Below are 26,106 nucleotides of genomic sequence, written 5' to 3'. Positions count from 1 at the left end.
TCCCCTCCGAATTCATATCCGCAATCGGCGGCGAGGCGAAGCTATTTCAGGCTTGAAATATTTTTGCGCGGGCCTAGCGTGTCGGTCTCCCGCCACGAGTTCCCATGATGATCAAAACGCATCCCCTGCACGGCTCGAACAAACTGAAGCTCGGCGTCTTTTCGACCAATGCCGATGGCGGTCTGGCCATCACCGATGTGCCGGAACGCTGGACGGCAAGCTGGCAGGACAATCTGACGGCGGCGCAGATCGCCGACCGCGCCGGGCTGGAATTTATGCTGCCGATCGCGCGCTGGCGTGGCTTTGGCGGCCGCAACAAGGTGCGCGAATGGTCGTTCGAGACCTTCACCTGGGCAGCAGCCCTGGCGGTGGCCACCGAGCAGATCGGCCTGTTCATGACCGTGCATGTGCCGCTGGTGCATCCGCTCTATGCCGCCAAGGCGCTGGCAACTGTCGACCATATCAGCCAGGGCCGCGCCGGCCTGAACATCGTCTGCGGCTGGAACCCGAAGGAATTCGGCATGTTCGGCACGCCTTTGGTCGAGAAGGGCTACGACCAGGCCGCCGAATGGATCGAAATCCTGGAAAAGCTCTACGCCTCGGACCAGCCTCTGGACTATGAAGGCACCTACTATCGCCTCAAGGAGGCGGTGAGCCGGCCGGCGAGCCTGCAGGTTCCACGCCCGGTGACCATGAACGCTGCTTTCGGTGGCCCGGGCCGGGATTTCGCCGCCGCCCGATGCGATTATCTGTTCACGACCTTTTCGGAAATGAGCGATGCCGGCAAGCATGTCGCCGACATCAGCGAGCGGGCCGACAAGGTTGGCCGCAACGTCGGCGTCTACACGGTGGCGCATGTCGTCTGCCGTCCAACCATGGAAGAGGCGCAGGCCTACTACACGCGCTATGCCGTCGATCTGGTCGACCACGATGCGGTCGATGCTCATATGGCAGGCAAGAAGGAGTTCTCGCAGTCGCATGACCCGCATGCCTATGACCGCTACCGGCAGCGTTTCGCCGGCGGCGCCGGCACCTACCCGCTGGTTGGAACGCCGGAGACGATTACCGCCGAGATGGCGGCAATAGCCGGGCATGGCTACCAGGGCATCGCGCTGTCGTTCGTCAACTACACCCAGGAACTGCCCTATTTCTGCGACCACGTATTTCCGCTGCTGAAGCGGGCGGGGCTGCGCTGCTGATCAATCCGGGAATAACGAATTCGTTAATCCGGAATGACGGCGGTTGCCTGAATTTCGATCTTGGCGCGATCTTCCACCAGCGCCACCACCTGCATGGCGGCCATCGCTGGGAAATGCCGGCCGATCACCTCGCGATAGGCCTCGCCTATACCCTTGAGATTGCCGAGATATTCGGCCTTGTCGGTGAAATACCAGGTCATCGCGGTGATGTGCCGTGGCTCCGCGCCGGCTTCCGCCAGCACGGCGACGATGTTTTGCAGCGTCTGCCGCACCTGGCCGGCGAAATCGTCGGTCTCGAACTGGCACTGCCCGTTCCAGCCGACCTGTCCGCCGACGAAGACGAGCCTGCCGCGCGCGGCAATGCCGTTGGCGTAGCCGACCGGTTTCGCCCAGCCCTCCGGCTGCAGGATCTCGTGCATTTTCAAGCCTCCCCGGTATTCTTAAAACCAAATCTCAAAATCAAATACGTCGCTGTCAGGCCGCGCCCATCACCTGCCGTGCGATCACCACCTTCTGCACATCGGATGCGCCCTCGTAGATGCGTAGCGCGCGGATCTCGCGATAGAGGCTCTCGACGATATGGCCCTTGCGGACGCCGTCCCCCCCATGCAGCTGCACAGCCTTGTCGATCACCTCTTGCGCCTTGTCGGTGGCGAACAGCTTGGCCATCGCCGCCTCGCGGGTGACACGAGCCGCGCCCATGTCCTTGGTCCAGGCAGCGCGGTAGACCAGCAGCGCTGCGGCATCGATGTCCAGCGCCATGTCGGCGATATGGCCTTGCACCATCTGCAGCTCTGCCATCGGAGCGCCGAAAAGTTTGCGCTCGGCCACCCTGCTGATGCTTTCGTCCAGCGCCCGGCGGGCAAAGCCGAGTGCCGCCGCGCCGACCGTGGAGCGGAACACGTCAAGCACCGACATGGCGATGCGGAAGCCGTCTCCCGGTTTGCCGATCAGCGCCGAAGCCGGCACCCGGACCTGATCGAAGGAAAGCCGCGCCAGCGGATGCGGCGCGATCACTTCAAGGCGCTCGGCAATGCCAAGCCCCTTGGTATCAGCGGGTACGAGAAAGGCGGAAAGTCCCTTGGCACCCGGTGCCTCGGCGGTGCGGGCAAAGACGACGTAGAGATCGGCAATGCCGCCATTGGAAATCCAGGTCTTCTCGCCGCTGAGGATATAGAAGTCGCCATCGCGGCTCGCCGTCATTTCGGTGTTGGCGACATCCGACCCGGAGCGTGGCTCCGAAAGCGCGAAGGCGGAAATCGTCTTGCCGGCCCTGGTCTTTGCCAGCCATTGCTGCTGGTCGGGTGTGCCGAACAGGCTGAGCGCGCCGGTGCCGAGCCCCTGCATGGCGAAGGCGAAGTCGGCCAACCCGTCATGGCGCGCCAGCGTCTCGCGCGTGATGCACAAGGTGCGGACATCGAGCGGTCCCGGATTGTCGGTATCGAGCGCCGTCGGCTTCAGCCAGCCGTCGCGGCCAAGTTTCGCCACCAGCTCGCGGCAGGCGGCATCGACGTCGTGGTGATCGACGGGCAGGTTCCTGGCGCACCAGGCATCAAGGCGTTCGGCGAGTTCGCGATGCCGGTCTTCGAAAAACGGCCAGTTGAGGAAACTCTTGTCAGCCATCAATTGCCCTCGAACACCGGTTTCTCCTTGGCGAGGAAGGCCTTGTAGGCGCGCTCGAAGTCACGCGTCTGCATGCAGATCGCCTGCGCCTGCGCTTCCGCTTCGATCGCCTGGTCGAGGCCCATCGACCATTCCTGGTTGAGCTGCGTCTTGGTGATGCCGTGCGCGAAGGTCGGACCCGAGACGATGCGCGCCGCCATCTCGAGCGCGTCGGCCTCGAGCACTGCGGCATCGACCAGCCTGTTGTAGAAGCCCCAGCGCTCGCCTTCCGCTGCCGTCATCGTGCGGCCGGTGTAGAGCAATTCGGCGGCACGGCCCTGGCCGATGATGCGCGGCAGGATCGCGCAGGCGCCCATGTCGCAGCCGGCAAGGCCGACGCGGGTGAACAGGAAAGCGGTCTTGGCCTCCGGCGTGGCGATGCGGATGTCGGCGCTCATGGCGATGATGGCGCCGGCGCCGACCGCGACACCGTCGACCGCCGCGATGATCGGCTTGCCGCAGTTGAGCATCGCCTTGACGAAATCGCCGGTCATGCGGGTGAAGGCGAGCAATTCCTTCATGTCCATCTTGACCAATGGGCCGATAATGTCGTGGACATCGCCGCCCGAGCAGAAATTGCCGCCATTGGGCAGGAACACCACGGCGTCGACGTCGTCGGCATAGACGAGATCGCGGAACGTGTCGCGCAGTTCCGCATAGCTGTCGAAGGTCAGCGGATTCTTGCGCTCCGGCCGGTCGAGCCGCACCTTGGCGATCCTGCCTTCGACTTCCCAAAGGAAGTGCTTCGGCTTGAGGCCGGCCATCGAACTCATTCGCGTCCCTCCCAGTTGCTGCGGAACGAGGTCAGCATGCCGGTCAGCCGGCGCGCATCCTCCTCGCTGACCTTGGCCAGCAATTCTCCGATCCAACCCTCATGCGCCGCGGCCATTGCGGCAAAAGATTTGGAACCCTCGTCGGTCAGTCGCACCATGGATGTGCGGCGATCGCCATTGCGGCGCGCGCGCGCGACCAGGCCTTCCGAAACAAGCCGGTCGACGATGCCGGTGACATTGCCGTTGGATACCAGCAGGAAGCGCGACAGATCGCTCATCAGCATGCCTTCCGGCGCGCGGTAGAGGGCGGCCATGACGTCGAAACGCGGCAGCGTCGTATCGAATTCCTTCTTCAGGCGCTCGCGCAGTTCCGCCTCAATCGTGCGCGAGGCGCGCAGCAGCCTGATCCAGAGACGCAGCCGGTCCTTGCCGGGTCCCGACGGCGCGGGCAATGGGCCGGCTACCATGTTTCGCCTCCTGAGATCGAAATCGCTTGTCCGGTAATCGACGCAGCCGCATCGCCGCACAGCCAGAGCACCGCTGAGGCAACTTCCTGCGGCTGGATGAAACGGCCTTGCGGGTTGGTCGAGGCAAGGCTCGCCCGCGCCTGCTCGACTGAGCGGCCGGTCTTTTCGACGACGCGCTGAATGGACTCCTCCAGCATGCCGGTCTCTACGAAGCCCGGGCAAACGGCGTTGACGGTCACGCCGGATTTCGCCGTCTCGGCCGCCAGTGCCCGCATCAGCCCGACCACCCCATGCTTGGCCGCCACGTAGGGCGCGACATAGGCGTAGCCTTTCAGCCCTGCGGTCGAGGCGACGAAGACGATCCGGCCCGCCTTGCGCGCGGCCATGCCGGCCAGCGCCGGCTTCACCGTCAGGAAGGCGCCGGTCAGATTGACGTCGAGCGTCCGCTGCCAGTCGGCAAGCGAGGTCCTGTGCGCCGGCGTGCTGCCGGCCATGCCGGCATTGGCGACGACGATGTCGAACGGGCCGCGCACGGCTTCCGCTTGCGCGTAGAGCGAAATCATCGCCGCCTCGTCGGTGACATCGGCTGACATGGCGTGGATGCGGTCGTTCTCGCCGGCCAACTTGGCAAGCTCGGCGTCGCGCCTCCCGCATATGGTCACCTCTATGCCGGCCTCGGCCAGCACGAGCGCGATGGCCCGGCCGACGCCGGAGCCGCCGCCAGTGACCAGCGCATGTTTGCCTGAAATCGCCAAGGCCGTCGTCATACTTTCAGCCCCGCCGCTGCATCGCGCTCGGCCAGCCGGTAGATCTGGTCGCGTCCGGGCAGATAGGGATCCGGCCATTTGACACCACGATCACCGAGCGTCACGGCTGCATGCAGCGTCCAGTAGGGATCGGCGAGATGCGGCCGTGCCAGGGCCACCAGGTCGGCGCGGCCGGCCATCAGGATCGAATTGACATGATCCGGCTCGTAGATGTTGCCGACCGCCATCGTCGCCATGCCGACCTCGTTGCGGATGCGGTCCGAGAACGGCGTCTGGAACATTCGGCCATAGACAGGCTTGGCGGCAATCGAGGTCTGGCCTGCCGAGACGTCGCATATGTCGACGCCGGCTTCGTGCAGCATCCGCGCGATCTCCACCGCATCGGCCGGCGTCACACCTTCGATGCCGACCCAATCATTGGCCGAAATGCGCACCGAGATCGGCTTTCGCGTCGGCCAGGCGGCGCGCACCGCATGGAAGATTTCCAGGGGATAGCGCATGCGATTTTCCCGCGAACCGCCATACTCATCCGTGCGCTGGTTGGTGACCGGCGTGATGAAGGACGACAGCAAATAGCCATGCGCGGCATGGATCTCGAGCATGTCGAAACCGCAGCGATCTGCCATCTCGGTGGACGCGACGAACTGGTCACGCACCTCGTCCATGTCGGCGCGGTCCATGGCTTTCGGCACCTGATTCTCAGGCGACCATGCAATCGCCGAGGCCGCCATGACCGGCCAATTGCCCGAGGCGAGCGGCACGTCGGTGCCTTCCCACCCGACACGGGTCGAGCCCTTGGCCCCGGAATGGCCAATCTGGGCGCAGATTTTCGCCTCGGTCTCGGTGTGGACGAAATCGACCAGCCGCTTCCACGCCACCTCATGTTCGGACGCATAGAAGCCGGGACAACCGGGCGTGATGCGTCCTTCCGGGCTGACGCAGGTCATCTCGATATAGACAAGCCCGGCGCCGCCCTTGGCACGCTCGGCATAGTGGGCGAAATGCCAGTCGGTCGGGCAGCCATCGACTGCCTTGTACTGCGCCATCGGCGAAACGACGATGCGGTTGTTGAGCTGCATGTCGCGCAGTTTGAACGGCGCGAACATCGGTGCCCGGCGTTGCCTGTTGCCGCCTGCCCCCGCCTGGCGCTGGAACCATTCCTCGGCGCTTTCAAGCCATTTGGCATCGCGCAGCCGCAAATTCTCGTGGCTGATGCGTTGCGAGCGGGTCAGCAGCGAATAATTGAACTGCACCGGATCGAGGCCGAGATAGCGCTCGACCTCCTCGAACCACTCCAGCGAATTGCGCGCCGCCGACTGCAGCTTCAGCACCTCGGTGCGGCGCGCATCCTCATACTTGCGGAAGGCGGCGTCGAGGTCCGGTTCGGTTTTGACATATTCGGCTAGCGCCACCGCGCTTTCCAATGCGAGCTTGGTCCCGGAGCCGATCGAGAAATGTGCCGAGGCCGCCGCGTCGCCCATCAGAGCCAGGTTCTTGTAGGACCAGCGTTCGCACAGCACGCGCGGGAAATTGATCCAGGCCGAACCTCTGATGTGATTGGCATTGGTCATCAGCGCGTGGCCGCCGAGATGTTTCTCAAAGATGCGCTCGCAGACGGCGATGGATTCCTGCTGCGACATGGCGCCGAAGCCGAAGGCAGCCCAGGTCTGTTCGCTGCACTCGACAATGAAGGTCGCTGTCTCGCTGTCGAATTGATAGGCGTGCGCCCACACCCAGCCATGCTCGGTCTTCTCGAAGATGAAGGTGAAGGCGTCGTCGAATTTCTGGTTGGTGCCGAGCCAGACGAATTTGCATTTGCGGGTGTCGATGTCGGGCTTGAAGACTTCGACGAAGGTGTTGCGCGCCCTTGAGTTCAGCCCATCGGCGGCGACGACCAGATCATGCGTCTCCATATAGGGCTGAGGGTCGGCGATATCGCTCTCGAACATCAGCCTCACGCCAAGTTCGCGCGCGCGTCGCTGCAGCAGGACCAGAAGCCGCTTGCGGCCGATGCCACAGAAACCGTGGCCCGACGAGACCGTGCGCACGCCGTCATGGATGACGGCGATGTCGTCCCAATAGGCGAAATGCTTCTTGATCCAGACAGCGCTGACCGGGTCGTTTTTGGCAAGGTTGTCGAGTGTTTCGGCCGACAGCACGACGCCCCAGCCGAACGTATCGTCGGCGCGGTTGCGCTCGAACACCGTGACCTCGTGGGCGGCGTCCCGCAGCTTCATTGAAATGGCAAAGTAGAGGCCGGCTGGTCCGCCACCGAGAACCGCAACCTTCATCCGTGCGATCTCCTCTTCGCTTGCTGCATCTCAAGTATCGCGCCGGAGATAAAATATTTCAAGCTTAAAGTTTCATGTTGGAACGATTGCAGGACACGGGTGGCGCGCCTGCAGGTTGGCCCCACAAGCGCGCTCTGGAAATCACTTCTCCGGGTTCTTCGGGCTCCACAGCACAGTCTCGGCACCCTTCTCATAGGCCATCCCATCGGGATAGCTGATCGCCTCCAGTTGCAATCCCCATGGCGCCTGGAAATAGAGGATGGTCTGGCCGGCCGCCGGACCTTCCTTGACCGGCAGCGGCCCCATCCGCGTCTTCACCCCCTTGCCGTCGAGATAGGCTTTCGCCGCGGCGACATCATCGACATACAAGGCAATGTGGAAGCCGCCGATATCGCTGTTCTTCGGAGTCAAATCCTTCTGGTCGGACGCGGTGTATTTGAACAACTCGATGTTCGATCCATAACCGCAACGCACCATGGTGACCTGCTCGATGACAGCCTTCGGATCGACACCCAGAAGGTCCTGCATGAAGGTGCCCTTGTCATCGGCGAACGGACCGAACGACATCGCCTTCTTGCAGCCGACGACTTCGGTGAAGAAGTCGACTGCCTGCTTCATGTCGGGCACCGTGATGCCGGTGTGGTCGTGGCCGCGCATGCCGGGGATCGCATCGGCCGAAGCCGTTCCCATCGAGCAGAACAGGATCGCGGCAAGCATCGTGCCGCGGGCTGCGTAATTCATATTACCCTCCGTTCGCGGGCTGATTTTGCCCTCATGCACGTCCGAAGCCCGCTGTTCGGCGTGGAGGGTGAACAGTCCTATGCCGGCGCTTTCGTTGCTGGCCGCAACCAGTCCGCGTCGATCTCAGGCAGTGGGATGGCGGCAAGCAGGTCGCGCGTGTAGGTCTCCCTGGGATTGTCGAACAGCGCATCGGTGCCGCTCGCCTCGACGATCCTGCCCTCGCGCATGACGATCACTTGTTGGCACAGCCGCCGGATGACCGACAGGTCGTGGCTGATGAAGGCGACCGTCAGCCCCATCTCCGCGGCCAGTCTCTCCAAAAGGGTGAGGATCTGCGCCTGCGTCGATACGTCGAGGCCGGAGACGATCTCGTCGGCCAGCACGAATTTCGGCGAAAGCGCCAACGCGCGCGCAATTCCGACGCGCTGGCGCTGCCCGCCCGACAGTTCATGACGATAGCGACTAGCGAAGCTTTGCGGCAGGCCGACGCGATGCAATGCCTCGGCGACGCGTTCCTTGAGCCTGTCGCCAAGCCCATTCTGCTTGAGCGGCGCGGCAATGATGCCGGCGATGGTGCGACGCGGGTTGAGCGACGACATCGGGTCCTGGAAGATCATCTGCAGGTCGCGGCGCAGAGGTCGCAGCTCCGCATCCGGCAGATGGGCGATATCGCGGCCCTCGAAATGGATGCTGCCGACGCTCGGCTCCAGAAGTCTGACAAGCGTGCGGCCGAGCGTCGATTTTCCGGACCCGGATTCACCGACGATGCCGGTCACCGAACCTCTCGGCAGATCGAAGTCCAGTCCTTTCAAAATCTCGGCCAGCGGCGCGCGGCCGATCAGCGGCTTGCGGGTCATGTCGGGCAGCGCCACCTTCAGCCCGCGCACGGAAAACAGCGGCTCAACCATGCGGCCGCCTCCACGCCTGGTCTGCCGCGCCGATCTCGGCGGCAAGCCCGGCCAGCACGGTCTCGTCCACCGGCTTCAGCGAGGCCAAGGGATGGGTGTAGCGTGGCGTGGCGGCTATCAATGCCCGCGTATAGGGATGCTCAGGCGCGGCGAAGAGAGCGGCTGTATTAGCCTCTTCCACCACCTTGCCGGCGTAGAGCACAGACACTTGCTGGCTGATCTTTGCAACGACGCCGAGATCGTGGGTGACGAACAGGATCGCGGTGCCATGCTCGCGCTGCAACTCGGCGATCAGGCGCAGGATCTGCTTTTGCACGGTCACGTCGAGCGCGGTTGTTGGCTCGTCGGCAACGATCAGCCGTGGCTCGGCGGCGAAGGCGGCGGCGATCAGCACACGCTGGCGCATGCCGCCGGACAGCTCGTGCGGATAGCATTTCAGCACCCGGTCGGGATCGCGGATCTGCACCTCATCCAACAATTGCCGGATACGCTTGTCCGCCTTGTCACCGTTCCAGCCGAGAATGCGCACCAGCTGGTCAGTCATCTGCGGACCGATGCGGCGCGACGGGTTGAGCGCAGTCAACGGATCTTGCGGGATCAGCGCCGTGCGAGCGCCGATCAGCGTGCGCCTTGCCTTGGGCTGCAGCCTGCCGAGGTCTTCGCCTTCGAGCTGCATGGCGCCTTCGACGATGCGCACGCTTGACGGCAGCACACCGAGCACCGCCTTGCCGATCATCGTCTTGCCGGCGCCGCTCTCGCCAACAAGAGCACGCACCTCACCCGGCTGCACGGAGAGCGACACCGACCGCAGCACGCGCTGGCCGTTCGGCAGCACGGCGCTCAGATTGGCAATATCCAGGCAAGCGCTCATCGCAGCACCGGATCGAAGCGTGTCTTCAGCGCCTCACCGAACTGGCTGAACGACAGCACGGTGAGGATCAGCGTGACAAGCGGAAACACCAGCACCCACCAGGCCTGATGGATCGACAGCCGGCCCTCGGCGATGATGCCGCCCCAGGTCGGATCGTCGGTCGAGATCGACAGATTGACGAAGGACAGGATGGCCTCGACGATGACGGCGATGCCCATCTCCAGCGACAGCAGTGCCACGATCGACGGCACCACATTGGGCAGCACCTCGCGCAGCATGATGCCGATGCGGCCATAGCCGGCGATGCGGGCGTTCTCGACATAGTCCATGCGCGACTGGCCCATCGCTTCGGCGCGGATCACCCGGCAAAAGCGCGTCCAGTCGATTATGACGATGGCGAGGATGACGGAACTGAGGCCGGTGCCGAGCGCCGCGACCAGCAGGATGGCGAACAGCACCGGCGGGAATGCCATCCAGACGTCGACGATGCGTGAAATGATGCGGTCGGCCCAGCCGCCGAAATAGCCGGCGACCAGTCCGAGCGTCGAGCCGACAAGGCAGGCGGCGATCGCCGCCGCGAAAGCGACGATGAAGGCGATACGGCCGCCGAAGATCAGCCGGGAGAGGAGATCGCGGCCGAGGCTGTCGGTGCCCAGCCAATAGCCGGATTCCGCACCACTCATCCAGAATGGCGGCAGCCGTTCCAGCATCAGGTCTTGCGCCAGCGGGTCCTGCGGTGCGACCAGCGGCGCGAAGATCGCGGCCAGCAGCGCCAGCAGCAGCCAGCCGCCGGCCAGCCACAGCCTCGGGCCGAGTCCGCGCCGGGCGATGCGTGCCTCATCCATGGCGCAGCCTCGGATTGAGCAGCGCGTACATCATGTCGACGCCAAGATTGATCAGCACGAACAGCAGCGCGAACACCAGCACGATGCCTTGGATCAGCGGCAGGTCGCGGTTGATGACGGCATCGATCGCCATGTTGCCGAGCCCTTCGTAGGAAAACAGCCGCTCGACGATGACCGTGCCGCCGACAAGGAAGGTGAACTGGACGCCGACGAGAGTCAGTGTCGGCAAGGCAGCGTTCTTCAGCGCCTCGCGCAGGATAACCTGCGTTTCCGAAAACCCCTTCACCCGGGCCAGCACGACATAGTCGAGGTCAAGCACTTCCTTCAGCGACTGTTTCAGCAACTGCGCGATGATTGCCGCCAGCGGCAATGCCAAGGCTACTGCGGGCATCAGCATGTGTTTCAGCAGATCCCAGGTCAGGTCGAAGCGCAGCCGAAGCAAGCTCTCGAAGAAATAGAACTGGGTGACGAAGGGCAGATCGAGCTGCGGCGACACGCGGCCGGAGATATCGAAGATCGGCACCAGCACGCCAAACAAAAGGATCAGCACGAGGCCCCACAGGAAATCGGGAATGGAAAGGGCGGCGCCGCTGGCGATATCGATGCCGGCTTCGACCGCCGTGCCGCGCTCGCGGGCTCCGAGGATCGCCGTCGTGCCGCCGAGCCCAACCGCCATGACGAGCGCGATGATGGCAAGTTCCAGCGTTGCCGGCAAACGATTGAAGACAAGGCTGAGCACATCTTGCCTGAGCGAAATCGAGGTGCCGAAATCGCCCCTGACGACGCCGGACAGCCAGATGAAGAATTGCTGCACGATGGTCTTGTCGAGCCCGTAGAGTGCACGCAGCCGGTCGATGTCGGCATCTGTCGCACCGGGGGGCAGCATCATGGCGATCGGGTCACCAGGCGCGACGCGGATCACGACGAAGACGACGACAGCCACGCCGAACAGCGTGATCAGCATCGTCAGCAGACGGATCAGGAATCGTTGCAGGAGCATTCTGGTGTTGGCCCAGTGCGTTTCTAACGAAGAGCCCCCTCATTCGTCCGCTTCGCGGCCACCTTCTCCCCGAGGGGAGAAGAGGTCACGGACAGCTGAGCTGGTCTCTTCTCCCCAGCGGGGAGAAGGTGGCCCGAAGGGCCGGATGAGGGGGCCGCTCAGCGAAGGGTGGCGCCCACAAGCCGATATCAGGCCGGGGTCATCAGCGCCGGCAGCAGCGCGCCGGACACATGCTGCACCACGTTGACGCCCTTGGCATGCACGATAGGTTGCGCATACTGAATCAGCGGCAGCACATAGGCCTGCTCGGCGATATACTTGTCGACAGCCTTCCAGCCGGCGATGCGCTTGGCCTCGTCCTTCTCGCCCCAGAGCGGATTGATCATGTCGATCAGGTCCTGGCTGTCCCACACCGAGTGCGGGCTCGGCCCATACATGGCAAAACCCGTCGACGTCGTCGGGTCGCCGATGGCGTTGCCCCAATTGTAGAAGGCGGCCGGCGCCAGCTTGTCGGCGGCGCGCAGTTCATAGTGCTTGGCGATCTCGTAGACCTCGATCGTCGCCTCGATGCCGACCTTACGCCACATGCCGACGATCGCCTGGATCATCTCATAATCCTTGGGCTTGAAGCCCTTGGTCGTCTGGATGGTGAACTTGACCGGTTTTTCCGGCGAATAGCCGGAAGCCGCGAGCAGCTCCTTGGCCTTTTCCGGATTGTGCTCGACCTTGATCGAGGGGTCGAAGGCCGTGTACTCCGGGGTCTCCAGCGTAGCGATCGGTTGGCCATAGCCGCGCAGCAGCCGCTTGACCAGAAGCTCCTTGTCCACAGCCATGACGGCGGCCTGGCGGACGTTCTTGTCCAGCATCGCTTCGATGTCGTTGAAGAAGATCATGCCGATGTCGGAAACGGGCTTGCACGAGCCGGCAAGCCCGTCCTTGGCGATCAGCCGGTCATACTCTTCATAGGGGACCTCCAGCGTCACCTGCGAGGAACCGGATTCGATTTCGGCAACGCGGCTCGCCGCATCAGTGACGAACTTGATCGTCACATTCTCGAAGGCCGGCTTGTCGCCCCAATAGTGCGGGTTGGCCTTCAGTCGGAGGAAAGCATTTCGCTCGAATTTTTCCACCATGTAAGGGCCGGTGCCGATCGGCGCCTTCTCGAAACCTTCGGCGCCGACCTTCTCATAATAGGCCTTCGGCAGGATGTAGCCGGTCAGGAACGACATCCATTTAAAGTAGACCGGATCGAACTGCACGACGTCGCCGGTGATCTTGTTGCCGTCGATCTTGAAATTGTTGACGTTCTTCCAGACGAACTGGATCGGATTGCCGGTCTTTTCGTCGCCCGCCCGCTGCAGCGACCAGACCACGTCCTCGGGCGTGAAGGGCGAGCCGTCATGCCAGGTCACGCCTTCGCGCACCGTCATCGTCACCTTGGTGCGATCCTCGTTCCAGCCCCATTCGGTGAGCAGGCCAGGCGCAAAGGACAGGTCCGGCTTTTGCGGAATGAACTGGTCGAACACTGACTGGTAGAGGCCCTGGATCGTCGGGTTGACGGCCGAGGGTCCGGTGGTCGGATCCCAGGACGGCAGGTTGACGTTATAGGCGATGGTCAGTTCGCCCGCTGCCTTGGCGATCTGCGGCAGGCCGATTGCGGCCGCACCAAGTGCCGCGGCACTGTATCCCAGCAATTCGCGTCTGTTGATTGTCATGGTCGTTCCCCTTGTTGTTTGTTGTCTTTGCGCGGCACTACCAGTTCATAGCTTCAGGCTTCGTGGGCAGCAGCGCCTTGCCTCTCGTCGCCCTCCTGAAATCTTCCGAGCTACCTCCCGCCAAGCTGTTGCGCGAGCATGTAGCCCGAGGCCGCGCCGGTGCCGGCGCCCGGCCATGTCGCGGCGCCCGTGAGGTGCAGATTGGCGACCGGCGTGTTCCAGCCGGCATAGCCGCGCGCCGGGCGAAACAAGAAGTTCTGCGCCAGATGATGGCTGCCGCAGACCTGGTCGCCACCGACGAGATTGGGGTTCTCACGCTCGAGGTCGATTGGCGAGAACACTGCACGGCCGAGGATTTTCGGGCGCAGTCCGGGTGCGTATATCTCGATGATGTCGAGCACGCGCTCGGCGTAGGCATCCTTGACCTGATCCCAATGCGCGTGAGCGATCCTGCCTGCCGCATCGCCCAGGATTTCGGCAGGCAGCATGCGCACTTGCACCCACAGCACATGTTTGCCCTGAGGCGCGCGCGACGGATCGATCGCGGTCGGCTGGCCGACGACCAGCACCGGTTCGTCCGGCAGCATGCCCGCCATCGCCTGCTGATAGGTGCGCGACATCGCGTCGAGCGACGGCGACAGATGCACATAGGCGAACTGCCGAAGCTCGGCGCCGGCGCGCCAATCGGGCAGGTCGTCGAGCGCCAGATGGATCATCATCGTGCCCGGCGCGTGCCGGAATTTCTGCATCGCCGTGTCGAAGCCGGCGTCGCCGGAACCGTTGGGTAGCAACCTGCCGCTCAACGCCTTGGGCGCGACGCCGGCAATCACTGCCTTGGTCGCCGTATGTGTCTCACCTGAAGCGAGTCGCACGCCCGATGCCTTGCCGCCGGCAACTGTGATCTCGGCAACTTCCGCCCCGGTGACGATCGTGCCGCCGGCCGACGCCACCATGCCCGACAACGCGCGGATGATGGTGTCGGCGCCACCCTTGCCCAGCACCATGCCGAAGCTCTGATTGGCCATCGATTCAAGATAGGGGAATACGGCGCCGCCGGCGATGTCGGGGGCGAAGTCGAGATGCATGCCCCAGGTGGCAAGCGTTGCCCGCACATGCGCGGACTCGAAATTTTCCTCCAGCCAGGCGCGCGGCGATGACAGCAAAAGCCTACCAGTATCGAGCGCGCCTGACATGCCCTTCTTGCGCCACAGGTTCCAGGCGGTGCCGGCAAGCGCGCGGGCACTCATCGGCGAGCCCAGCAGCCGGAACAGATGCTCGGCCTCTGCCGGGAAGGCAGCGACCAGTCTACGCCAGGTCGCGGCATCGGCGGCGGAGAAAGCGGCCATGCGGCCGGTGGTTTTTTCCAGATCGTTGCTGACGCCGAACCAGCGTCCGTCCGGGAAGGCGCTGGCAAAACAGTCGGCGACCGGCGCGAACTCAAGACCCTGTGCTTTCAATTCATTTGCATATTTCCGGTGGAAGGCGGAGCCGGCGAACAGGCTCAGATTCATTGCACCGAAATCGTGCCGGAAGCCGGGAAGCGTGTATTCGTGGGTCTGGACGGCGCCACCGATTGCTGCGCTGCGCTCGAAAATCCCGGTTTTCCAGCCTTTGAGCGCGAGATGCGCGGCGCATGCCAGACTGTTGTGGCCCGCCCCGACGAATATGGCGTCAAACTCGCTCACGCCCCGTTCCCATTTCCTTTATGCTTAAAGATAATTGCAGATGCATATGTTTTCGTCTAGTAGGATATTAAGGGCCGAGACGAGCCTTGATCTTCACCATAAAGAGGGAACTTCAGACCATGGACACGCAAAAACTCCTCGGCGAAGTCGCCGGCCAGCTGCTTTCAGGCGCCATCAGGGTGGTCGACCTCTCTGCGCAACTCGGACCCGACACGCCCCTTATCAAGCTGCCGCCGGAGCTTGCCGTCGACACGCCAAAGGTCGAGATCCATAACATCTCCCGTTATGACAAGAACGGCCCGTGGTGGGCATGGAACTGGCTGAAGCTTGGGGAGCATTCGGGCACGCATTTCGATGCGCCGCAGCATTGGATCAGCGGCAAGGATTATCCGGACGGCGCCACCGACACCATTCCGGCGCAGAACTTCGTCGGCCCGGTCAATGTCATCGACTGCTCGAAGGAAGCCGCCGCCGATCACGATTTCCTGCTCACCGTCGACCACATCAAGGCGTGGGAAGCCAAGCATGGCGCCATCAACGCCGGCGAGTGGGTGGTGATGCGCACCGACTGGTACAAACGCAACGGTTCGGAAGCCGAATTCCTCAACGCCAACGAAACCGGCCCGCATACGCCAGGTCCCACAGCCGAAGCCATCCAGTTCCTGATCAGCAAGGATATCAAGGGCTGGGGCTCGGAGACGATCGGCACCGATGCCGGCAAGGCCGGCGGCATGGAGCCGCCATTCCCGGCGCACACGCTGATGCACAAGGCCAACCGCTATGGCCTTGCCAGCCTCTGCAACCTCGACCAGTTGCCGCCAAAAGGCGCCATCCTGATCGCCGCACCGCTCAAGATCGAACATGGCACCGGCAGCCCGATCCGCGCGCTGGCGCTGGTGTCGAAAGGCTGAGAAAGCACGCTGAGGTGAGCCAGCCGGATCACATCATCGTCGGCAGCGGCATCAACGCGCTGGTCTGCGCGGCGATGCTTGGCGGCAAGGGCGCGAAGGTGCTCGTCCTCGAGCGCAACGACCGCATCGGCGGCTGCATGCGTACCGAGGAGATCACCGCGCCCGGCTTCATCCATGACGTGATGGCGACCACCTTCGTGCTGTTCATCACCTCGCCGGCCTTTGCGGCATTGGGCAGCGATCTCGCGCGGCACGGGCTGGAGTTCTGTCACACCGGCACGCCAACCGGCGTGCTGCGGCCGGACGGCAGTCATGCAGTGCTCACCACCAACCGCGCCGCCAATGTCGCGGCAATCAATGCGATTGCCGCCGACGATGGCGACCGGCATGCGGACGATGTCAGCGGCATCGAGCGCAATGCCGGCCTGTTGTTCGGCCTGCTCGGCGGCAGCCTGTGGTCCTATCCGACGGCGAAACTGCTGGCCGGCGATGCCTGGCGGCGCAGCCCGCGTGGCCTTGCCGCTTTTCTGGGTGAGGCACTGGTGCCGGCGCGCAGCTGGTTGGAAAGCACCTATCAGTCCGAGACAATCCGCGCGCTGTGGGCGCCCTGGGTGCTGCATGCCGGGCTTGGACCGGAAGATGCTTTCTCAGGGCAGATCGCCAAGGTCATTGCCTTCGCGCTGGAAGCGGCCGGCGCGCCGATCGTCAAGGGCGGGGCGAAGAACCTGCTCGCCGCCTTCGAAGCCTTGATCCGTGAACGCGGCGGCGAAATCCGCACCGGCGCCGATGTCGCCTCGATCGTCCAGAGCGGTGGCCGCGCGACCGGCGTGCGGCTGGCATCCGACGAAACGATTACAGCAAACAAGAGCGTCATCTGCTCGGTCACGCCGACGCAGCTTTACGGCCGGCTGCTCGGCGCGGATGCTCCCAAAGCCGAGGTCGAGGCGACACAGAAATATCGCTACGGCAAAGGCAATTTCCAGATCCACTATGCGCTGGCCAAGCCGCCGGCATGGCGCGGCGAAGGCCTCGACAAGGTGGCGCTGCTGCACCTGACGCCGGGGCTCGATGGCGTCTCGAAAGCCTGCAACGAGGCGGCGCGCGGGATGCTGCCGGAAGTGCCGACCATCTGCGTCGGCCAGCCGCATGCGCTCGATCCATCGCGCTGCCCGGAAGGCAAGGCGATCCTGTGGCTGCAACTGCCCGAGGCGCCCCGGCACATCAAGGGTGACGCCGCCGGCAAGCTGCAGACGCCGGCTGACGGACAATGGACCGAGGCGCTGCGTGAAGCCTACGCCGACCGCGTCGAAACCATTCTCGCCAGCCACATCGATGGCTTCAAGGGCAGCGTGATTGCGCGCCGCGCCTATTCGCCGGCCGATCTGGAAGCGATGAACATCAATCTGGTCGGCGGTGATCCTTATGGCGGGTCCTCGACCCTCGACCAGTCGTTCCTGTGGCGCCCATTCAAGACCAGCCGCAACCACCAGACCGGCATCAAAAACCTCTATCACATCGGCGCGTCCACCCATCCGGGCGCGGGCCTCGGCGGCGGTTCCGGTTTTCTGCTGGCGGGGAGGCTTTGATGGAGCAGAAGGTTCCGGAAAAGCGCCAGCGCATTTCGACGCTTGGCCAGATCGGCCTGCAGCAATTCGCGCCCTATCTGATGAACCGCATCATGGGGCGCTACAACGCCACCTTGCGCGACGATTTCCGCAAGCAGGGCCTGACCATTCCGCAGGTCCGCACGCTGGCCGTGCTGTCGGTCACCGACGGTGTCACCGTCAACGACCTCTCGGTCTACACCGTCATCGAGCAGTCGACCTTGAGCCGCACGCTCGACACGCTGGAAGGGCAAGGCTTCGTGCGGCGCGAGCAAGGCGTCACAGACAGCCGCATCCGCCATGTCTTCCTGACCGATGACGGCCGCGCCGAGTTCGCGCGCGCCTGGCCGGCAATGCATGACGCGTTCGAGGCGATGTTCGACGATGTCGACGACGCCGAATACGCGGCGCTGATCGCCACATTGCAGAAGATGCTGAAGAACATTCGCAAGCACGACATCTAGACGTTAGGCGCCGGCCGCACCGCCGGCAACGGAAGGTTGGAAAAATGGCCGAACGCTCTTTTGCCAAGGAAGTCGAAAAACTCAGGCTCGGCGCCGGCGAGGAATTTGCGGGCGAAGGCATTCTCGCCATCACCAAGGCGCTGCTGCAATGCGGCGTCGGCTATGTCGGCGGATACCAGGGCGCGCCGATCAGCCATCTGATGGACGTGCTGGCCGACGCACAGGAGATTCTGGGCGAACTCGGGGTGCATTTCGAGGCGAGCGCCTCGGAAGCCACCGCCACCGCCATGCTGGCGGCCTCGGTGCATTACCCCATTCGCGGTGCGGCGACCTTCAAGTCGACCGTCGGCACCAATGTCGCGTCCGACGCACTGGCCAACCTCGCCTCCGGCGGCGTCACCGGCGGCGCGCTGATCATCGTCGGCGAAGACTATGGCGAAGGCTCCTCGATCATGCAGGAGCGCAGCCATGCCTTCGCCATGAAGAGCCAGGTCTGGCTACTCGACCCGCGCCCCAATTTGCCGTCGATCGTCAAGGCGGTGGAGGATGGTTTCGAGCTGTCCGAGGCATCCAACACGCCGGTGATGCTGCAGGTGCGCATCCGCTGCTGCCATGTGCATGGCCATTTCATCGCCAAGGACAACAAGCGCCCGCCGATGACGGTGGCCGATGCGCTCGACGCGCCGCGCCGCGACACCGGCCGCATCGTGTTGCCGCCCGCCTCCTTCCTGCACGAGAAGGAGAAGGTGCAGAAGCGCTGGCCGGCGGCGGTGGAGTTCATCGCCAAGAACAAGATCAACGAATTCTTCGGTTCGGACCATGGCTCGGTCGGCATCGTCATGCAGGGCGGCATGTACAATTCGGTCATCCGCGCCTTGCAGCGGCTCGGCCTTGCCGACACCTATGGCGAGACGGATGTGCCGCTCTACGTTCTCAACGCCGTCTATCCCCTGATCGATGACGAGTTCCTCACCTTCTGCGAAGGCAAGCAGACGGTGCTCGTGGTCGAGGAGGGCCAGCCCAACTACATCGAGCAGGCCTTTGCCGCCATGCTGCACAAGGCCGGGCGCGGCACCAGGCTGGTCGGCAAGGAGTATCTGCCGATGGCCGGCGAATATACCGGCCAGGTCATGCTGGACGGCATCGGCGCCTTCCTGCGCGCCGAGGCCCCGCATCTCTTGCCGGGTGAGGTGCGCGCGCCCAACAAGGTCGGCGACGGCGTTGACGCCGCGGACCTGATCAACGTCGTGCCGGGACGTCCGCCAGGCTTCTGCATCGGTTGCCCGGAGCGGCCGATTTTTGCCGCGACAAAGCTGGTCGAGCAGGAACTCGGGAACCACCACATCGCATCCGACATCGGCTGCCATTTGTTCTCGATCATGCCGCCTTTCGAGCTCGGCGCCACCACCATGGGCTACGGGCTGGGGCCGGCATCGGCATCGGCGTTCAATTCGCCCGACGCCAAACGGCGGTCGATCTCTTTCGTCGGCGATGGCGGCTTCTGGCACAATGGCCTGACCTCCTCGATCGGCAACGCGGTCTTCAACAAGAACGACGGCGTCATCGTCATCGTCGACAATTTTTACTCCGCCGCCACCGGTGGGCAGGACATCCTGTCGTCGCGTGCGGGCAACAAGACCAAGTCGACCAAGCATCCGATCACCGAGGCGGTGAAGGGCATGGGCGTCAAATGGCTGCGCCATGTCGACCGCACCTATGACATCACCAAGATGCAGGACACGTTACGTGAGGCGCTGACGACGGACGAAAAGGGTCCCAAGGTCATCGTTGCCTCGTCTGAATGCATGCTCAATCGCCAGCGCCGCGAAAAGCCGCTGGTCGACAAGGCGATCAAGGGTGGGACTCGCGTCGTCAAGCCGAAGTTCGGCGTCGATGAGGATATCTGCACCGGCGACCATGCCTGTATGCGGCTGTCCGGCTGCCCGTCGCTGTCGTTAAAGTCGCTCGACGATCCGTTGCGCGACGATCCGGTGGCATCGATCGACCAGAGCTGCGTCGGCTGCGGCAATTGCGGTGAAGTGGCGGATGCAGCGGTGCTGTGCCCTTCCTTCTACCGCGCCGATGTCGTGCACAATCCCCGCCGCTGGGATCGTTTTCTGGAAGGCACGCGCCGCGCCGTGATCGGCCTGCTGCAGCGGCGCCGTGAAAGCCGCAGGTTGACGTTCGCCGATGCTTGACCAGGCTTCGCCCTTGCGCCCGAAATCCGATGCCGCCGATACCGAGCCGGTGATCAAACTCGCTTTGCTCGCGGTCGGCGGCCAGGGCGGCGGCGTGCTCGCCGACTGGATCACCGATGTCGCCGAGCGCAATTCCTATGTCGCGCAATCGACCTCGGTCGCCGGCGTCGCCCAGCGCACCGGCGCTACGATCTATTACGTCGAGATGGCCCGCGACACCGGCCGGCTGCCGGTCTTTGCCCTTTCGCCTTCGCAAGGCGATGTCGACATATTGATCGCCGCCGAGCTGATGGAAGCCGGCCGCGCCATCATCAGGGGCTTCGTCACGCCCGATCGCACCACGCTGATCACCTCCTCGCACCGTATCGCCGCGGTGTCGGAAAAGATCGAGCCGGGTGACGGCCGGGCCTCGTCTTCCAAGGTACGCGCGACGGCGGAAGCTGCATCGAAACGCTTCATCGCCTTCGACATGGAAAAGATCGCCGCGGACAATGGCTCAATGATCTCGGCCAGTCTGCTTGGCGCGCTGGCCGGCTCCGACGCATTGCCGTTCACGCGTGAAAGCTATGAGCAAGCGATCGGCGCCGGCGGCCGGGGTGCGAAAGCCAGCCTTGCTGCCTTCGCCGTCGCCTACGACCGCGCGCGCGGTACGACGGCCCCCGCGCCACAGCCGGCAGAACCGGCCACGGTCGACCCCGCTCCGGGTTCAGGGCGTGTGAGCGGTCCGCCGAACCTGCTGCAGGGTTGGCAGGCGCTGGCCGCCCGCATCGACCTGATGCCCGCGGCGGTGCGCGACATGGCGCTCCGGGGCCTGAGAAAGGTCGTCGACTACCAGGACATCTCCTATGGCGGCGAGTATCTCGACCGGCTCGACCAGGCGGTCGCGCTGGATAGCGCTGAACATGCCCATGCATTGTCCATCGCTGCCGCCAAGCATCTGGCCAACGCGCTGTGCTACGACGACATGATCCGCGTCGCCGATCTCAAGACACGTTCGACGCGTGACCGGCGGGTGCGCAAGGAGGTGGGCGTCAAGGACGGCTCCATCCTGCAAGTGACCGAATATTTCCATCCGCGCATCGAGGAGTTCTGCGGCACCTTGCCGGCGGGGTTTGGCAGCTACATCGAGAACCGGCCGAAACTTGCCGGCTTTCTCGACCGGCGCATCAATCGCGGCCGGCGCATCCGCACCGACAGCTTTGCCGGCTTTGCGGTCCTCTGGTTGATTGGCGGCCTGCGCCGCTGGCGGCGGCGCCTGTTGCGCCACAAGGTCGAGACGGCGCATCTGGAGCGCTGGTATGCGCTGGCGCTCAGCCACGCGCCTCAGGACTACGCGCTCGCCGTCGAAATCTTGAACTGCCGCCGGCTGATCAAGGGCTACAGCGACACCCACCTCCGCGCCCAGTCCAAATTCGATCGCGTGCTGTCGGCGCTCGATCTGGTCAGGAGCCGCGATGACGCTGCCGACTGGATCAGGCGGTTGCGCGAAGCTGCGCTGAAAGACGAGAAAGGCGACATGCTCGATGGCGCGCTGAAGACGGTGGCATCGTTGTCTGATCATGGTGTGGGAAGAGGTCGAGCTTAGGCTGGTACCTCTACGCTACTGCCGCCGTTTCCCTACTCCCACTGGATTCGCGGATTGAACACGCCGCTTCAAGCGATCGCAGCTCGGCTTCCACCCGGATTGCGGGAAGCGTTGCCGGCGGATCTGCCGGGCGTCAGTCGCGCGATATGGACAGCCCCGAGAGAAGCGGAGCGTACGCGGCGAGCCTGCGGGATACGAACTCTGTGAAGAGCCGCACCCGCTTCGTGTTGCGTGTCTCGCCTTGCGTGAGAAGCCAGAGTGTCCCATGCATGGGCACGTCGATCCCCGGCACCCTCACCAGCAGGGGGTCGGTATCTCCGACGAAGCACGGCAGTTTCGTTATCCCAATCCCCTGGTGCGCCGCGATGATCTGCGTCTCGGCGTCAGGTGTCCTGAACGGTACTCCCGTGACGTGAACTTCTCCCTCGCGCGCCCAGTCCGGAATTCCATGATTGTCTATGCCTATCCATCGGATGGGATCAAGCGTGCCCGCACGCCACGCGGCTAGTCGATCGCGAGACATGTAGACGCCGCTGAACAGCTCCGGTCCCTTCAGGCCGTGAAGATTGAGCGGCAGGGTCTTGCGGTCGGCGACAATGCGGATCGCGACGTCGGCCTCTCGGTTGGTCAGATTTGCCAGCTCACCGGACGACAAGATTTCCATCTCGATGTCGCGATGCAAACGCGCGAAGTCGGCGAGATCCGGCATGAGCAGGTGTGTGGCGAGGAACGGTGGAAGCGTCACCCGCAAAAACCCGCGCGCGCTCTGGTCACGACCGAAGACTCGCGTCTCCAGCTGGTGCGACGACGCTTCCATCTGGGTCGCGAGATCGAGGACCTCTTCGCCCGCAGCCGTCAGGCGGTAGCCGGAAGGCAGCTTTTCGAACATCTGCGCCCCGAGGCGTTCCTCGAGCTGAGCGATGCGTCGCAGCACGGTCGAGTGGTTCACACCGAGGTGTGCGGCGGCGGCACGCACCGAGCCTACGCGCGCGGCAGCAAGAAAGTAGCGAACGTCATCCCAGTCGATCATGGTGCATTCCTGCGCAGCGAAGTGCGGCTTGCAAAAGCCCATACTAACACGATCAGCCGTAAGTTCGTGCGGTCATCGTGGCGTTCAATCATCTACTGGATCGTTTTCGCACCAGCGATGTGCGCGATTGCGCACTCACCGCCCGACTTCGGCGAACCCATCTTGAGGCTCTCGCGGGACTTTCCCGTACAGCCAAAGACACGAGACGGCGAAACGAAGGATGCATGACATGAACAGACTGAATGGAAAGACCGCTGTGATAACCGGCGGCGCTACGGGCATCGGCCGCGCCGCAGCCAAGCGCTTTATCGAGGAGGGCGCCTTCGTCTTCATCTTCGGCCGCCGGCAGGAAGCGCTCGACGCCGCCGTGGCTGACCTTGGGCCTAATGCCCGCGCGGTTATGGGCTCGGTCTCGGATGAGGCCGACCTCGACCGACTCTACGCTGCGGTGAAGGCCGAGCGCGGAAGCCTCGACATCGTCTTCGCCAATGCCGGGGCGGGAAGCCCGCTTCCGCTCGGCCAGATCACCGCCAGGCACATTGACGAAACCTTCGACACCAATGTGAAGGGTACGATCTTCACGGTCCAGAAGGCGCTGCCGCTGATGAGCCAGGGCGGTTCGATCATCCTGACCGGGTCGAGCGCCGGCACCACGGGCGCTCCGGGGTTCACTGCCTATAGCGCGAGCAAGGCGGCAGTGCGCAACCTGGCGCGGACCTGGGCGGAAGACCTGAAGGGCACCGGCATCCGCGTAAACGTGCTGTCGCCCGGAGCGACGGCGACCGAACTCGCGAAGGAGGCGTTAGGCGAGGAAGGCCAGAAGGCCTACGGCGCGATGACCCCGCTCCAGCGCATGGCCGATCCGGCGGAGATCGGGGCCGTGGCCGCCTTTCTCGCGTCGCCGGACAGCAGCTTCATGACCGCCAGCGAGGTCGCCGTCGACGGCGGCCTGGCTCAACTCTGACCCCCAGCGCGGTCCGTACCTGGCCCGTGCGCAACGAAAGACAAAGAATTATGAAAAAACTCGAAGGCAAGATCGCAGTCATCACGGGCGGAAGCAGCGGGATCGGATTGGCCACAGCCAAGCGCTTCGTAGAAGAAGGAGCGCGCGTCGTGATTACCGGGCGAAGAGAGAAAGAGCTGAACGAGGCCGCAGCCTTCATCATGAAAAGCGTTACGACGGTCGTGGGTGACGTGTCGCTCCTGGAAGATCTGGATCGCCTCTATGCCGTCGTGAAGGAGAAACATGGTCATATCGACATTCTCTTCGCCAACGCCGGCGCGGGGACGATCGCACCGCTCGCCGTCGCTACCGAGGCACATTTTGATCAGACCTTCGATGTGAACGTGAAGGGTCTGTTCTTTACCGTGCAGAAGGCCCTTCCCCTGTTCAAAGACGGCGGTTCGATCATCCTGAATTCTTCAGTGTCGAACGTGTTGGGGCTTCCAGGGTTTAGTACCTACGCCGCGAGCAAGGCGGCTGTACGCAACTTCGCGCGCGCTTGGACACTGGAATTCAAAGACCGCAAAATCCGCGTCAATGCAATGAGTCCGGGACCAATCGAGACGCCGGCCTTGGAGACAACGACTGGCCTTACTCCTGAGCAAGCCGAGCAAGCGGCCGCCCAGTTTGCGTCACAGATCCCAATGGGTTGCAGGGGCAAACCAGAGGAAATCGCTGCTGCCGTCACGTTCCTCGCCTCCGATGAAAGTTCTTTCGTCACCGGCGTGGATCTCGCCGTCGATGGGGGCATGGCGCAAGTCTGACCCCGGCATTAGCACCAGATCGGAGAAATACTATGAACTATGCAATCGTAGGATTCGGCAATATCGGACGGGCCCTTGCCAAGGCGTTTGCCCGAAACGGCATCGAAGTTTCCGTTGCAACCACACGCGACCCGGAAAGCTTTGCCGCCGATGCGGCCGCGATCGGACCCACCATCATCCCCAAAAAACTGGCGGAAGCCATCAAGGCGGACATCATCTTTTTGGCTGTCCGCTTCGAGGCGCACCCGAATGTTGCGAAGGCGCTCCCCACCTGGCAGGGGAAGACGATCATCGATGTGACCAATGCCTATGGCGTGCCCCCTGAGGAACTGGGAGGACAACCTTCTTCCAAGTTAATCGCGCAGGCCTTCTCTGGCGCAAAACTGGTCAAGGGCTTCAACCATCTGGTCGCCCCGGTGCTTGATCAGGATCCGGCCGTACATGGTGGCCGGAGGGTCGTGTTCTTGGCAAGCGACGATGATGCTGCCGCAACACAGACTGGGGAGCTTGCGGAAAATCTCGGTTTCGCGCCGATTAAGCTTGGCGGGGTGTCGGAAGGTGGCCTGCTGGTCCAGGCGCGCGGAAACAGCTGGGGTCATCTGATCTTCAAGGACTTGGTCAAATTCGACTGACGAGCGCGACGTCCCCGGCAAAGAGACGACGCACGCGATCGGAACTCGGATCGGATCAAGCCCGATCCGATCCGAGCAAATGGAGAAATCAGTATGAGCACCCAGAAGAATATCCACTAGGAAATTTCGATGTACGACCAATCCAAGGTGTCCGATTTAATCCGGTTCGCACGAATCGAGGCGGGCTCCACCGTGATCGACGTTTACCCTGGCGACGGAGACTGGACGCGCCTCTTCTCCGACATCGTCGGATCAGAGGGGCGGGTCTACAGCTTCGTGCCGGCCGAAGTCGCCCACTTCAAGAACGATCCGGTCGGCCTCATGCGGACGCTCGCGAAGGAGCCGAGCCGAGAGAACGTCGAAGCCGCCTCGGCGGATCTCGTCGCGATGCCGAAGGTCACGCCGCCAGCCGATGTCCTATGGCTGCACCTGTTTTACCACGATCTTCACACCGCCCTGGTCCAGAAGAAGGGTGCGACGGCGGCCGACTTCAATCGAGCTGTCTACAAGCGGCTGAAACCCGGTGGGTCCTACGTTATCGTCGACCACGCCGCCGCCACTGGGTCGGGCACGAGCGACACCCGGTCGCTGCATCGGATCGACCCTGCATTCGTCCGCGAGGAGGTGGAGGCGGCCGGCTTCGTACTGGACGCGGAAAGCACCGTGCTCGCGAACAAGGATGACCCGCACTCGATCAAGGTGTTCGATCCCGCGATCAAGGGCGAGACCGATCGCTTCGCGTTTCGGTTCGTGAAGCCCTGACAGCTCCCGGGCGCCGACTTCATGTCGACCTCCCATTGAGTCCATCAACTCGGGTTCGCACCCGTCAAGCTGGGAAAGCTCAACGAGGATGGCGCGCTGGTGCACGCACGCGATGCGGCAGCGCCTTGAAGGCGTCCGAGGTGATGATGGCACAAGGTTCTGGAGCACACCTGCCGCAGGTTCCTGATCTGAACTTGATGAAATGACGGAAGTCGCCGCGCCGTTGAGG

General features: G+C 63.5%; 24 protein-coding genes and 1 pseudogene. 10 read left to right on the top strand and 15 right to left on the bottom strand.

The features are described 5' to 3' along the window. Positions 1–107 precede the first annotated feature (107 nt). Positions 108–1,199, top strand: coding sequence for an LLM class flavin-dependent oxidoreductase (locus NKJ58_RS24460; protein WP_352519558.1), 1,092 nt, complete (start codon positions 108–110; stop codon positions 1,197–1,199). Positions 1,200–1,222: 23 nt separating this feature from the next. On the opposite strand, the gene NKJ58_RS24455 is transcribed toward NKJ58_RS24460, so the two are convergent. The 14 genes and pseudogenes from NKJ58_RS24455 to NKJ58_RS24395 all read right to left on the bottom strand — a co-directional run bounded on the left by NKJ58_RS24455 (position 1,223) and on the right by NKJ58_RS24395 (position 14,924). Then, positions 1,223–1,618 (bottom strand): RidA family protein, encoded by a 396-nt coding sequence (locus tag NKJ58_RS24455; protein ID WP_023667806.1) that lies wholly within the window; start codon positions 1,616–1,618, stop codon positions 1,223–1,225. A gap of 55 nt (positions 1,619–1,673) precedes the next feature. After that, on the bottom strand, positions 1,674–2,822 hold the full coding sequence (locus NKJ58_RS24450; protein WP_023667805.1) for an acyl-CoA dehydrogenase family protein: 1,149 nt from the start codon (positions 2,820–2,822) through the stop codon (positions 1,674–1,676). Next, the gene (locus NKJ58_RS24445; RefSeq protein ID WP_023667804.1) at positions 2,822–3,634 is read right to left on the bottom strand and encodes an enoyl-CoA hydratase family protein; all 813 of its coding nucleotides are present in this window, start codon (positions 3,632–3,634) and stop codon (positions 2,822–2,824) included. Before NKJ58_RS24445 ends, NKJ58_RS24450 begins: the two co-directional genes overlap by 1 nt. Beyond that, on the bottom strand, positions 3,631–4,101 hold the full coding sequence (locus NKJ58_RS24440; RefSeq protein ID WP_352519546.1) for a MarR family winged helix-turn-helix transcriptional regulator: 471 nt from the start codon (positions 4,099–4,101) through the stop codon (positions 3,631–3,633). The genes NKJ58_RS24445 and NKJ58_RS24440 overlap by 4 nt, the downstream gene beginning before the upstream one ends. After that, the gene (locus NKJ58_RS24435; protein WP_023667802.1) at positions 4,095–4,868 is read right to left on the bottom strand and encodes an SDR family NAD(P)-dependent oxidoreductase; all 774 of its coding nucleotides are present in this window, start codon (positions 4,866–4,868) and stop codon (positions 4,095–4,097) included. The genes NKJ58_RS24440 and NKJ58_RS24435 overlap by 7 nt, the downstream gene beginning before the upstream one ends. Next, the gene (locus NKJ58_RS24430; RefSeq protein ID WP_352853993.1) at positions 4,865–7,159 is read right to left on the bottom strand and encodes a bifunctional salicylyl-CoA 5-hydroxylase/oxidoreductase; all 2,295 of its coding nucleotides are present in this window, start codon (positions 7,157–7,159) and stop codon (positions 4,865–4,867) included. Before NKJ58_RS24430 ends, NKJ58_RS24435 begins: the two co-directional genes overlap by 4 nt. Before the next feature lie 141 nt (positions 7,160–7,300). Beyond that, positions 7,301–7,900 carry a VOC family protein gene (locus tag NKJ58_RS24425; RefSeq protein WP_352519544.1) on the bottom strand — a complete coding sequence of 200 codons (600 nt, stop codon included), beginning with the start codon at positions 7,898–7,900 and terminating at the stop codon, positions 7,301–7,303. Between the two features lie 77 nt (positions 7,901–7,977). Further along, positions 7,978–8,808, bottom strand: coding sequence for an ATP-binding cassette domain-containing protein (locus NKJ58_RS24420; protein ID WP_352519543.1), 831 nt, complete (start codon positions 8,806–8,808; stop codon positions 7,978–7,980). Continuing rightward, entirely contained in the window at positions 8,801–9,679 is an 879-nt protein-coding gene (locus NKJ58_RS24415) for an ABC transporter ATP-binding protein (protein ID WP_352519542.1), read from the bottom strand. The genes NKJ58_RS24420 and NKJ58_RS24415 overlap by 8 nt, the downstream gene beginning before the upstream one ends. Continuing rightward, positions 9,676–10,524 carry an ABC transporter permease gene (locus tag NKJ58_RS24410; RefSeq protein WP_352519541.1) on the bottom strand — a complete coding sequence of 283 codons (849 nt, stop codon included), beginning with the start codon at positions 10,522–10,524 and terminating at the stop codon, positions 9,676–9,678. The genes NKJ58_RS24415 and NKJ58_RS24410 overlap by 4 nt, the downstream gene beginning before the upstream one ends. Then, entirely contained in the window at positions 10,517–11,524 is a 1,008-nt protein-coding gene (locus NKJ58_RS24405) for an ABC transporter permease (protein WP_023740549.1), read from the bottom strand. The genes NKJ58_RS24410 and NKJ58_RS24405 overlap by 8 nt, the downstream gene beginning before the upstream one ends. A 42-nt stretch (positions 11,525–11,566) precedes the next feature. After that, a pseudogene (locus NKJ58_RS31530) lies at positions 11,567–11,679 on the bottom strand (endonuclease domain-containing protein); the annotation flags it as partial. Positions 11,680–11,712: 33 nt separating this feature from the next. Continuing rightward, positions 11,713–13,239, bottom strand: a complete 1,527-nt coding sequence (locus NKJ58_RS24400; protein WP_352519540.1) for an ABC transporter substrate-binding protein — start codon at positions 13,237–13,239, stop codon at positions 11,713–11,715. Between the two features lie 110 nt (positions 13,240–13,349). Continuing rightward, positions 13,350–14,924, bottom strand: a complete 1,575-nt coding sequence (locus tag NKJ58_RS24395; RefSeq protein ID WP_023667794.1) for a phytoene desaturase family protein — start codon at positions 14,922–14,924, stop codon at positions 13,350–13,352. Positions 14,925–15,043: 119 nt separating this feature from the next. On the opposite strand from NKJ58_RS24395, the gene NKJ58_RS24390 reads away from it, so the two are divergent. Genes NKJ58_RS24390 through NKJ58_RS24370 form a run of 5 tightly spaced genes read left to right on the top strand, consistent with a single transcriptional unit; the run spans position 15,044 to position 21,686 of the window. Further along, positions 15,044–15,835 (top strand): cyclase family protein, encoded by a 792-nt coding sequence (locus NKJ58_RS24390; RefSeq protein ID WP_023686911.1) that lies wholly within the window; start codon positions 15,044–15,046, stop codon positions 15,833–15,835. Between the two features lie 14 nt (positions 15,836–15,849). Next, positions 15,850–17,421, top strand: coding sequence for a phytoene desaturase family protein (locus NKJ58_RS24385; protein WP_352519539.1), 1,572 nt, complete (start codon positions 15,850–15,852; stop codon positions 17,419–17,421). After that, positions 17,421–17,903 (top strand): MarR family winged helix-turn-helix transcriptional regulator, encoded by a 483-nt coding sequence (locus NKJ58_RS24380; protein WP_023686909.1) that lies wholly within the window; start codon positions 17,421–17,423, stop codon positions 17,901–17,903. Before NKJ58_RS24385 ends, NKJ58_RS24380 begins: the two co-directional genes overlap by 1 nt. Before the next feature lie 44 nt (positions 17,904–17,947). After that, positions 17,948–20,101, top strand: a complete 2,154-nt coding sequence (locus NKJ58_RS24375) for a thiamine pyrophosphate-dependent enzyme (protein WP_352853988.1) — start codon at positions 17,948–17,950, stop codon at positions 20,099–20,101. Continuing rightward, positions 20,094–21,686 (top strand): indolepyruvate oxidoreductase subunit beta family protein, encoded by a 1,593-nt coding sequence (locus NKJ58_RS24370; RefSeq protein ID WP_023699873.1) that lies wholly within the window; start codon positions 20,094–20,096, stop codon positions 21,684–21,686. Before NKJ58_RS24375 ends, NKJ58_RS24370 begins: the two co-directional genes overlap by 8 nt. Positions 21,687–21,819: 133 nt before the next feature. Here the strand turns inward: NKJ58_RS24370 and NKJ58_RS24365 are convergent, their stop codons facing one another. Then, positions 21,820–22,716 (bottom strand): LysR family transcriptional regulator, encoded by an 897-nt coding sequence (locus NKJ58_RS24365; protein WP_352853986.1) that lies wholly within the window; start codon positions 22,714–22,716, stop codon positions 21,820–21,822. A gap of 229 nt (positions 22,717–22,945) precedes the next feature. On the opposite strand from NKJ58_RS24365, the gene NKJ58_RS24360 reads away from it, so the two are divergent. The 4 genes from NKJ58_RS24360 to NKJ58_RS24345 all read left to right on the top strand — a co-directional run bounded on the left by NKJ58_RS24360 (position 22,946) and on the right by NKJ58_RS24345 (position 25,877). After that, the gene (locus NKJ58_RS24360; protein ID WP_023699875.1) at positions 22,946–23,680 is read left to right on the top strand and encodes an SDR family NAD(P)-dependent oxidoreductase; all 735 of its coding nucleotides are present in this window, start codon (positions 22,946–22,948) and stop codon (positions 23,678–23,680) included. A 50-nt stretch (positions 23,681–23,730) separates the two neighbouring features. Next, positions 23,731–24,483 (top strand): SDR family NAD(P)-dependent oxidoreductase, encoded by a 753-nt coding sequence (locus NKJ58_RS24355; RefSeq protein ID WP_023751777.1) that lies wholly within the window; start codon positions 23,731–23,733, stop codon positions 24,481–24,483. A gap of 32 nt (positions 24,484–24,515) precedes the next feature. Further along, positions 24,516–25,115, top strand: coding sequence for an NADPH-dependent F420 reductase (locus NKJ58_RS24350; protein WP_023732290.1), 600 nt, complete (start codon positions 24,516–24,518; stop codon positions 25,113–25,115). A gap of 129 nt (positions 25,116–25,244) precedes the next feature. Further along, positions 25,245–25,877 carry a class I SAM-dependent methyltransferase gene (locus tag NKJ58_RS24345; RefSeq protein WP_023751775.1) on the top strand — a complete coding sequence of 211 codons (633 nt, stop codon included), beginning with the start codon at positions 25,245–25,247 and terminating at the stop codon, positions 25,875–25,877. Positions 25,878–26,106: the final 229 nt, after the last annotated feature.

This window comes from Mesorhizobium sp. M0139 (assembly GCF_040322455.1).
In the GTDB taxonomy this organism is placed as follows: Bacteria; Pseudomonadota; Alphaproteobacteria; order Rhizobiales; family Rhizobiaceae; genus Mesorhizobium.
This window is presented reverse-complemented; position numbering and strand designations above follow the sequence as displayed.

What these genes read in the sequence shown, in the direction of transcription:
- NKJ58_RS24420 (WP_352519543.1), bottom strand. Translation starts at nt 8,808, where the DNA reads ATGGTTGAGCCGCTGTTTTCCGTGCGCGGGCTGAAGGTGGCGCTGCCC.
- NKJ58_RS24455 (WP_023667806.1), bottom strand. Translation starts at nt 1,618, where the DNA reads ATGCACGAGATCCTGCAGCCGGAGGGCTGGGCGAAACCGGTCGGCTAC.
- NKJ58_RS24380 (WP_023686909.1), top strand. Translation starts at nt 17,421, where the DNA reads ATGGAGCAGAAGGTTCCGGAAAAGCGCCAGCGCATTTCGACGCTTGGC.
- NKJ58_RS24435 (WP_023667802.1), bottom strand. Translation starts at nt 4,868, where the DNA reads ATGACGACGGCCTTGGCGATTTCAGGCAAACATGCGCTGGTCACTGGC.
- NKJ58_RS24350 (WP_023732290.1), top strand. Translation starts at nt 24,516, where the DNA reads ATGAACTATGCAATCGTAGGATTCGGCAATATCGGACGGGCCCTTGCC.
- NKJ58_RS24405 (WP_023740549.1), bottom strand. Translation starts at nt 11,524, where the DNA reads ATGCTCCTGCAACGATTCCTGATCCGTCTGCTGACGATGCTGATCACG.
- NKJ58_RS24355 (WP_023751777.1), top strand. Translation starts at nt 23,731, where the DNA reads ATGAAAAAACTCGAAGGCAAGATCGCAGTCATCACGGGCGGAAGCAGC.
- NKJ58_RS24370 (WP_023699873.1), top strand. Translation starts at nt 20,094, where the DNA reads ATGCTTGACCAGGCTTCGCCCTTGCGCCCGAAATCCGATGCCGCCGAT.
- NKJ58_RS24400 (WP_352519540.1), bottom strand. Translation starts at nt 13,239, where the DNA reads ATGACAATCAACAGACGCGAATTGCTGGGATACAGTGCCGCGGCACTT.
- NKJ58_RS24425 (WP_352519544.1), bottom strand. Translation starts at nt 7,900, where the DNA reads ATGAATTACGCAGCCCGCGGCACGATGCTTGCCGCGATCCTGTTCTGC.
- NKJ58_RS24460 (WP_352519558.1), top strand. Translation starts at nt 108, where the DNA reads ATGATCAAAACGCATCCCCTGCACGGCTCGAACAAACTGAAGCTCGGC.
- NKJ58_RS24450 (WP_023667805.1), bottom strand. Translation starts at nt 2,822, where the DNA reads ATGGCTGACAAGAGTTTCCTCAACTGGCCGTTTTTCGAAGACCGGCAT.
- NKJ58_RS24440 (WP_352519546.1), bottom strand. Translation starts at nt 4,101, where the DNA reads ATGGTAGCCGGCCCATTGCCCGCGCCGTCGGGACCCGGCAAGGACCGG.
- NKJ58_RS24365 (WP_352853986.1), bottom strand. Translation starts at nt 22,716, where the DNA reads ATGATCGACTGGGATGACGTTCGCTACTTTCTTGCTGCCGCGCGCGTA.
- NKJ58_RS24390 (WP_023686911.1), top strand. Translation starts at nt 15,044, where the DNA reads ATGGACACGCAAAAACTCCTCGGCGAAGTCGCCGGCCAGCTGCTTTCA.
- NKJ58_RS24430 (WP_352853993.1), bottom strand. Translation starts at nt 7,159, where the DNA reads ATGAAGGTTGCGGTTCTCGGTGGCGGACCAGCCGGCCTCTACTTTGCC.
- NKJ58_RS24345 (WP_023751775.1), top strand. Translation starts at nt 25,245, where the DNA reads ATGTACGACCAATCCAAGGTGTCCGATTTAATCCGGTTCGCACGAATC.
- NKJ58_RS24415 (WP_352519542.1), bottom strand. Translation starts at nt 9,679, where the DNA reads ATGAGCGCTTGCCTGGATATTGCCAATCTGAGCGCCGTGCTGCCGAAC.
- NKJ58_RS24410 (WP_352519541.1), bottom strand. Translation starts at nt 10,524, where the DNA reads ATGGATGAGGCACGCATCGCCCGGCGCGGACTCGGCCCGAGGCTGTGG.
- NKJ58_RS24445 (WP_023667804.1), bottom strand. Translation starts at nt 3,634, where the DNA reads ATGAGTTCGATGGCCGGCCTCAAGCCGAAGCACTTCCTTTGGGAAGTC.
- NKJ58_RS24375 (WP_352853988.1), top strand. Translation starts at nt 17,948, where the DNA reads ATGGCCGAACGCTCTTTTGCCAAGGAAGTCGAAAAACTCAGGCTCGGC.
- NKJ58_RS24360 (WP_023699875.1), top strand. Translation starts at nt 22,946, where the DNA reads ATGAACAGACTGAATGGAAAGACCGCTGTGATAACCGGCGGCGCTACG.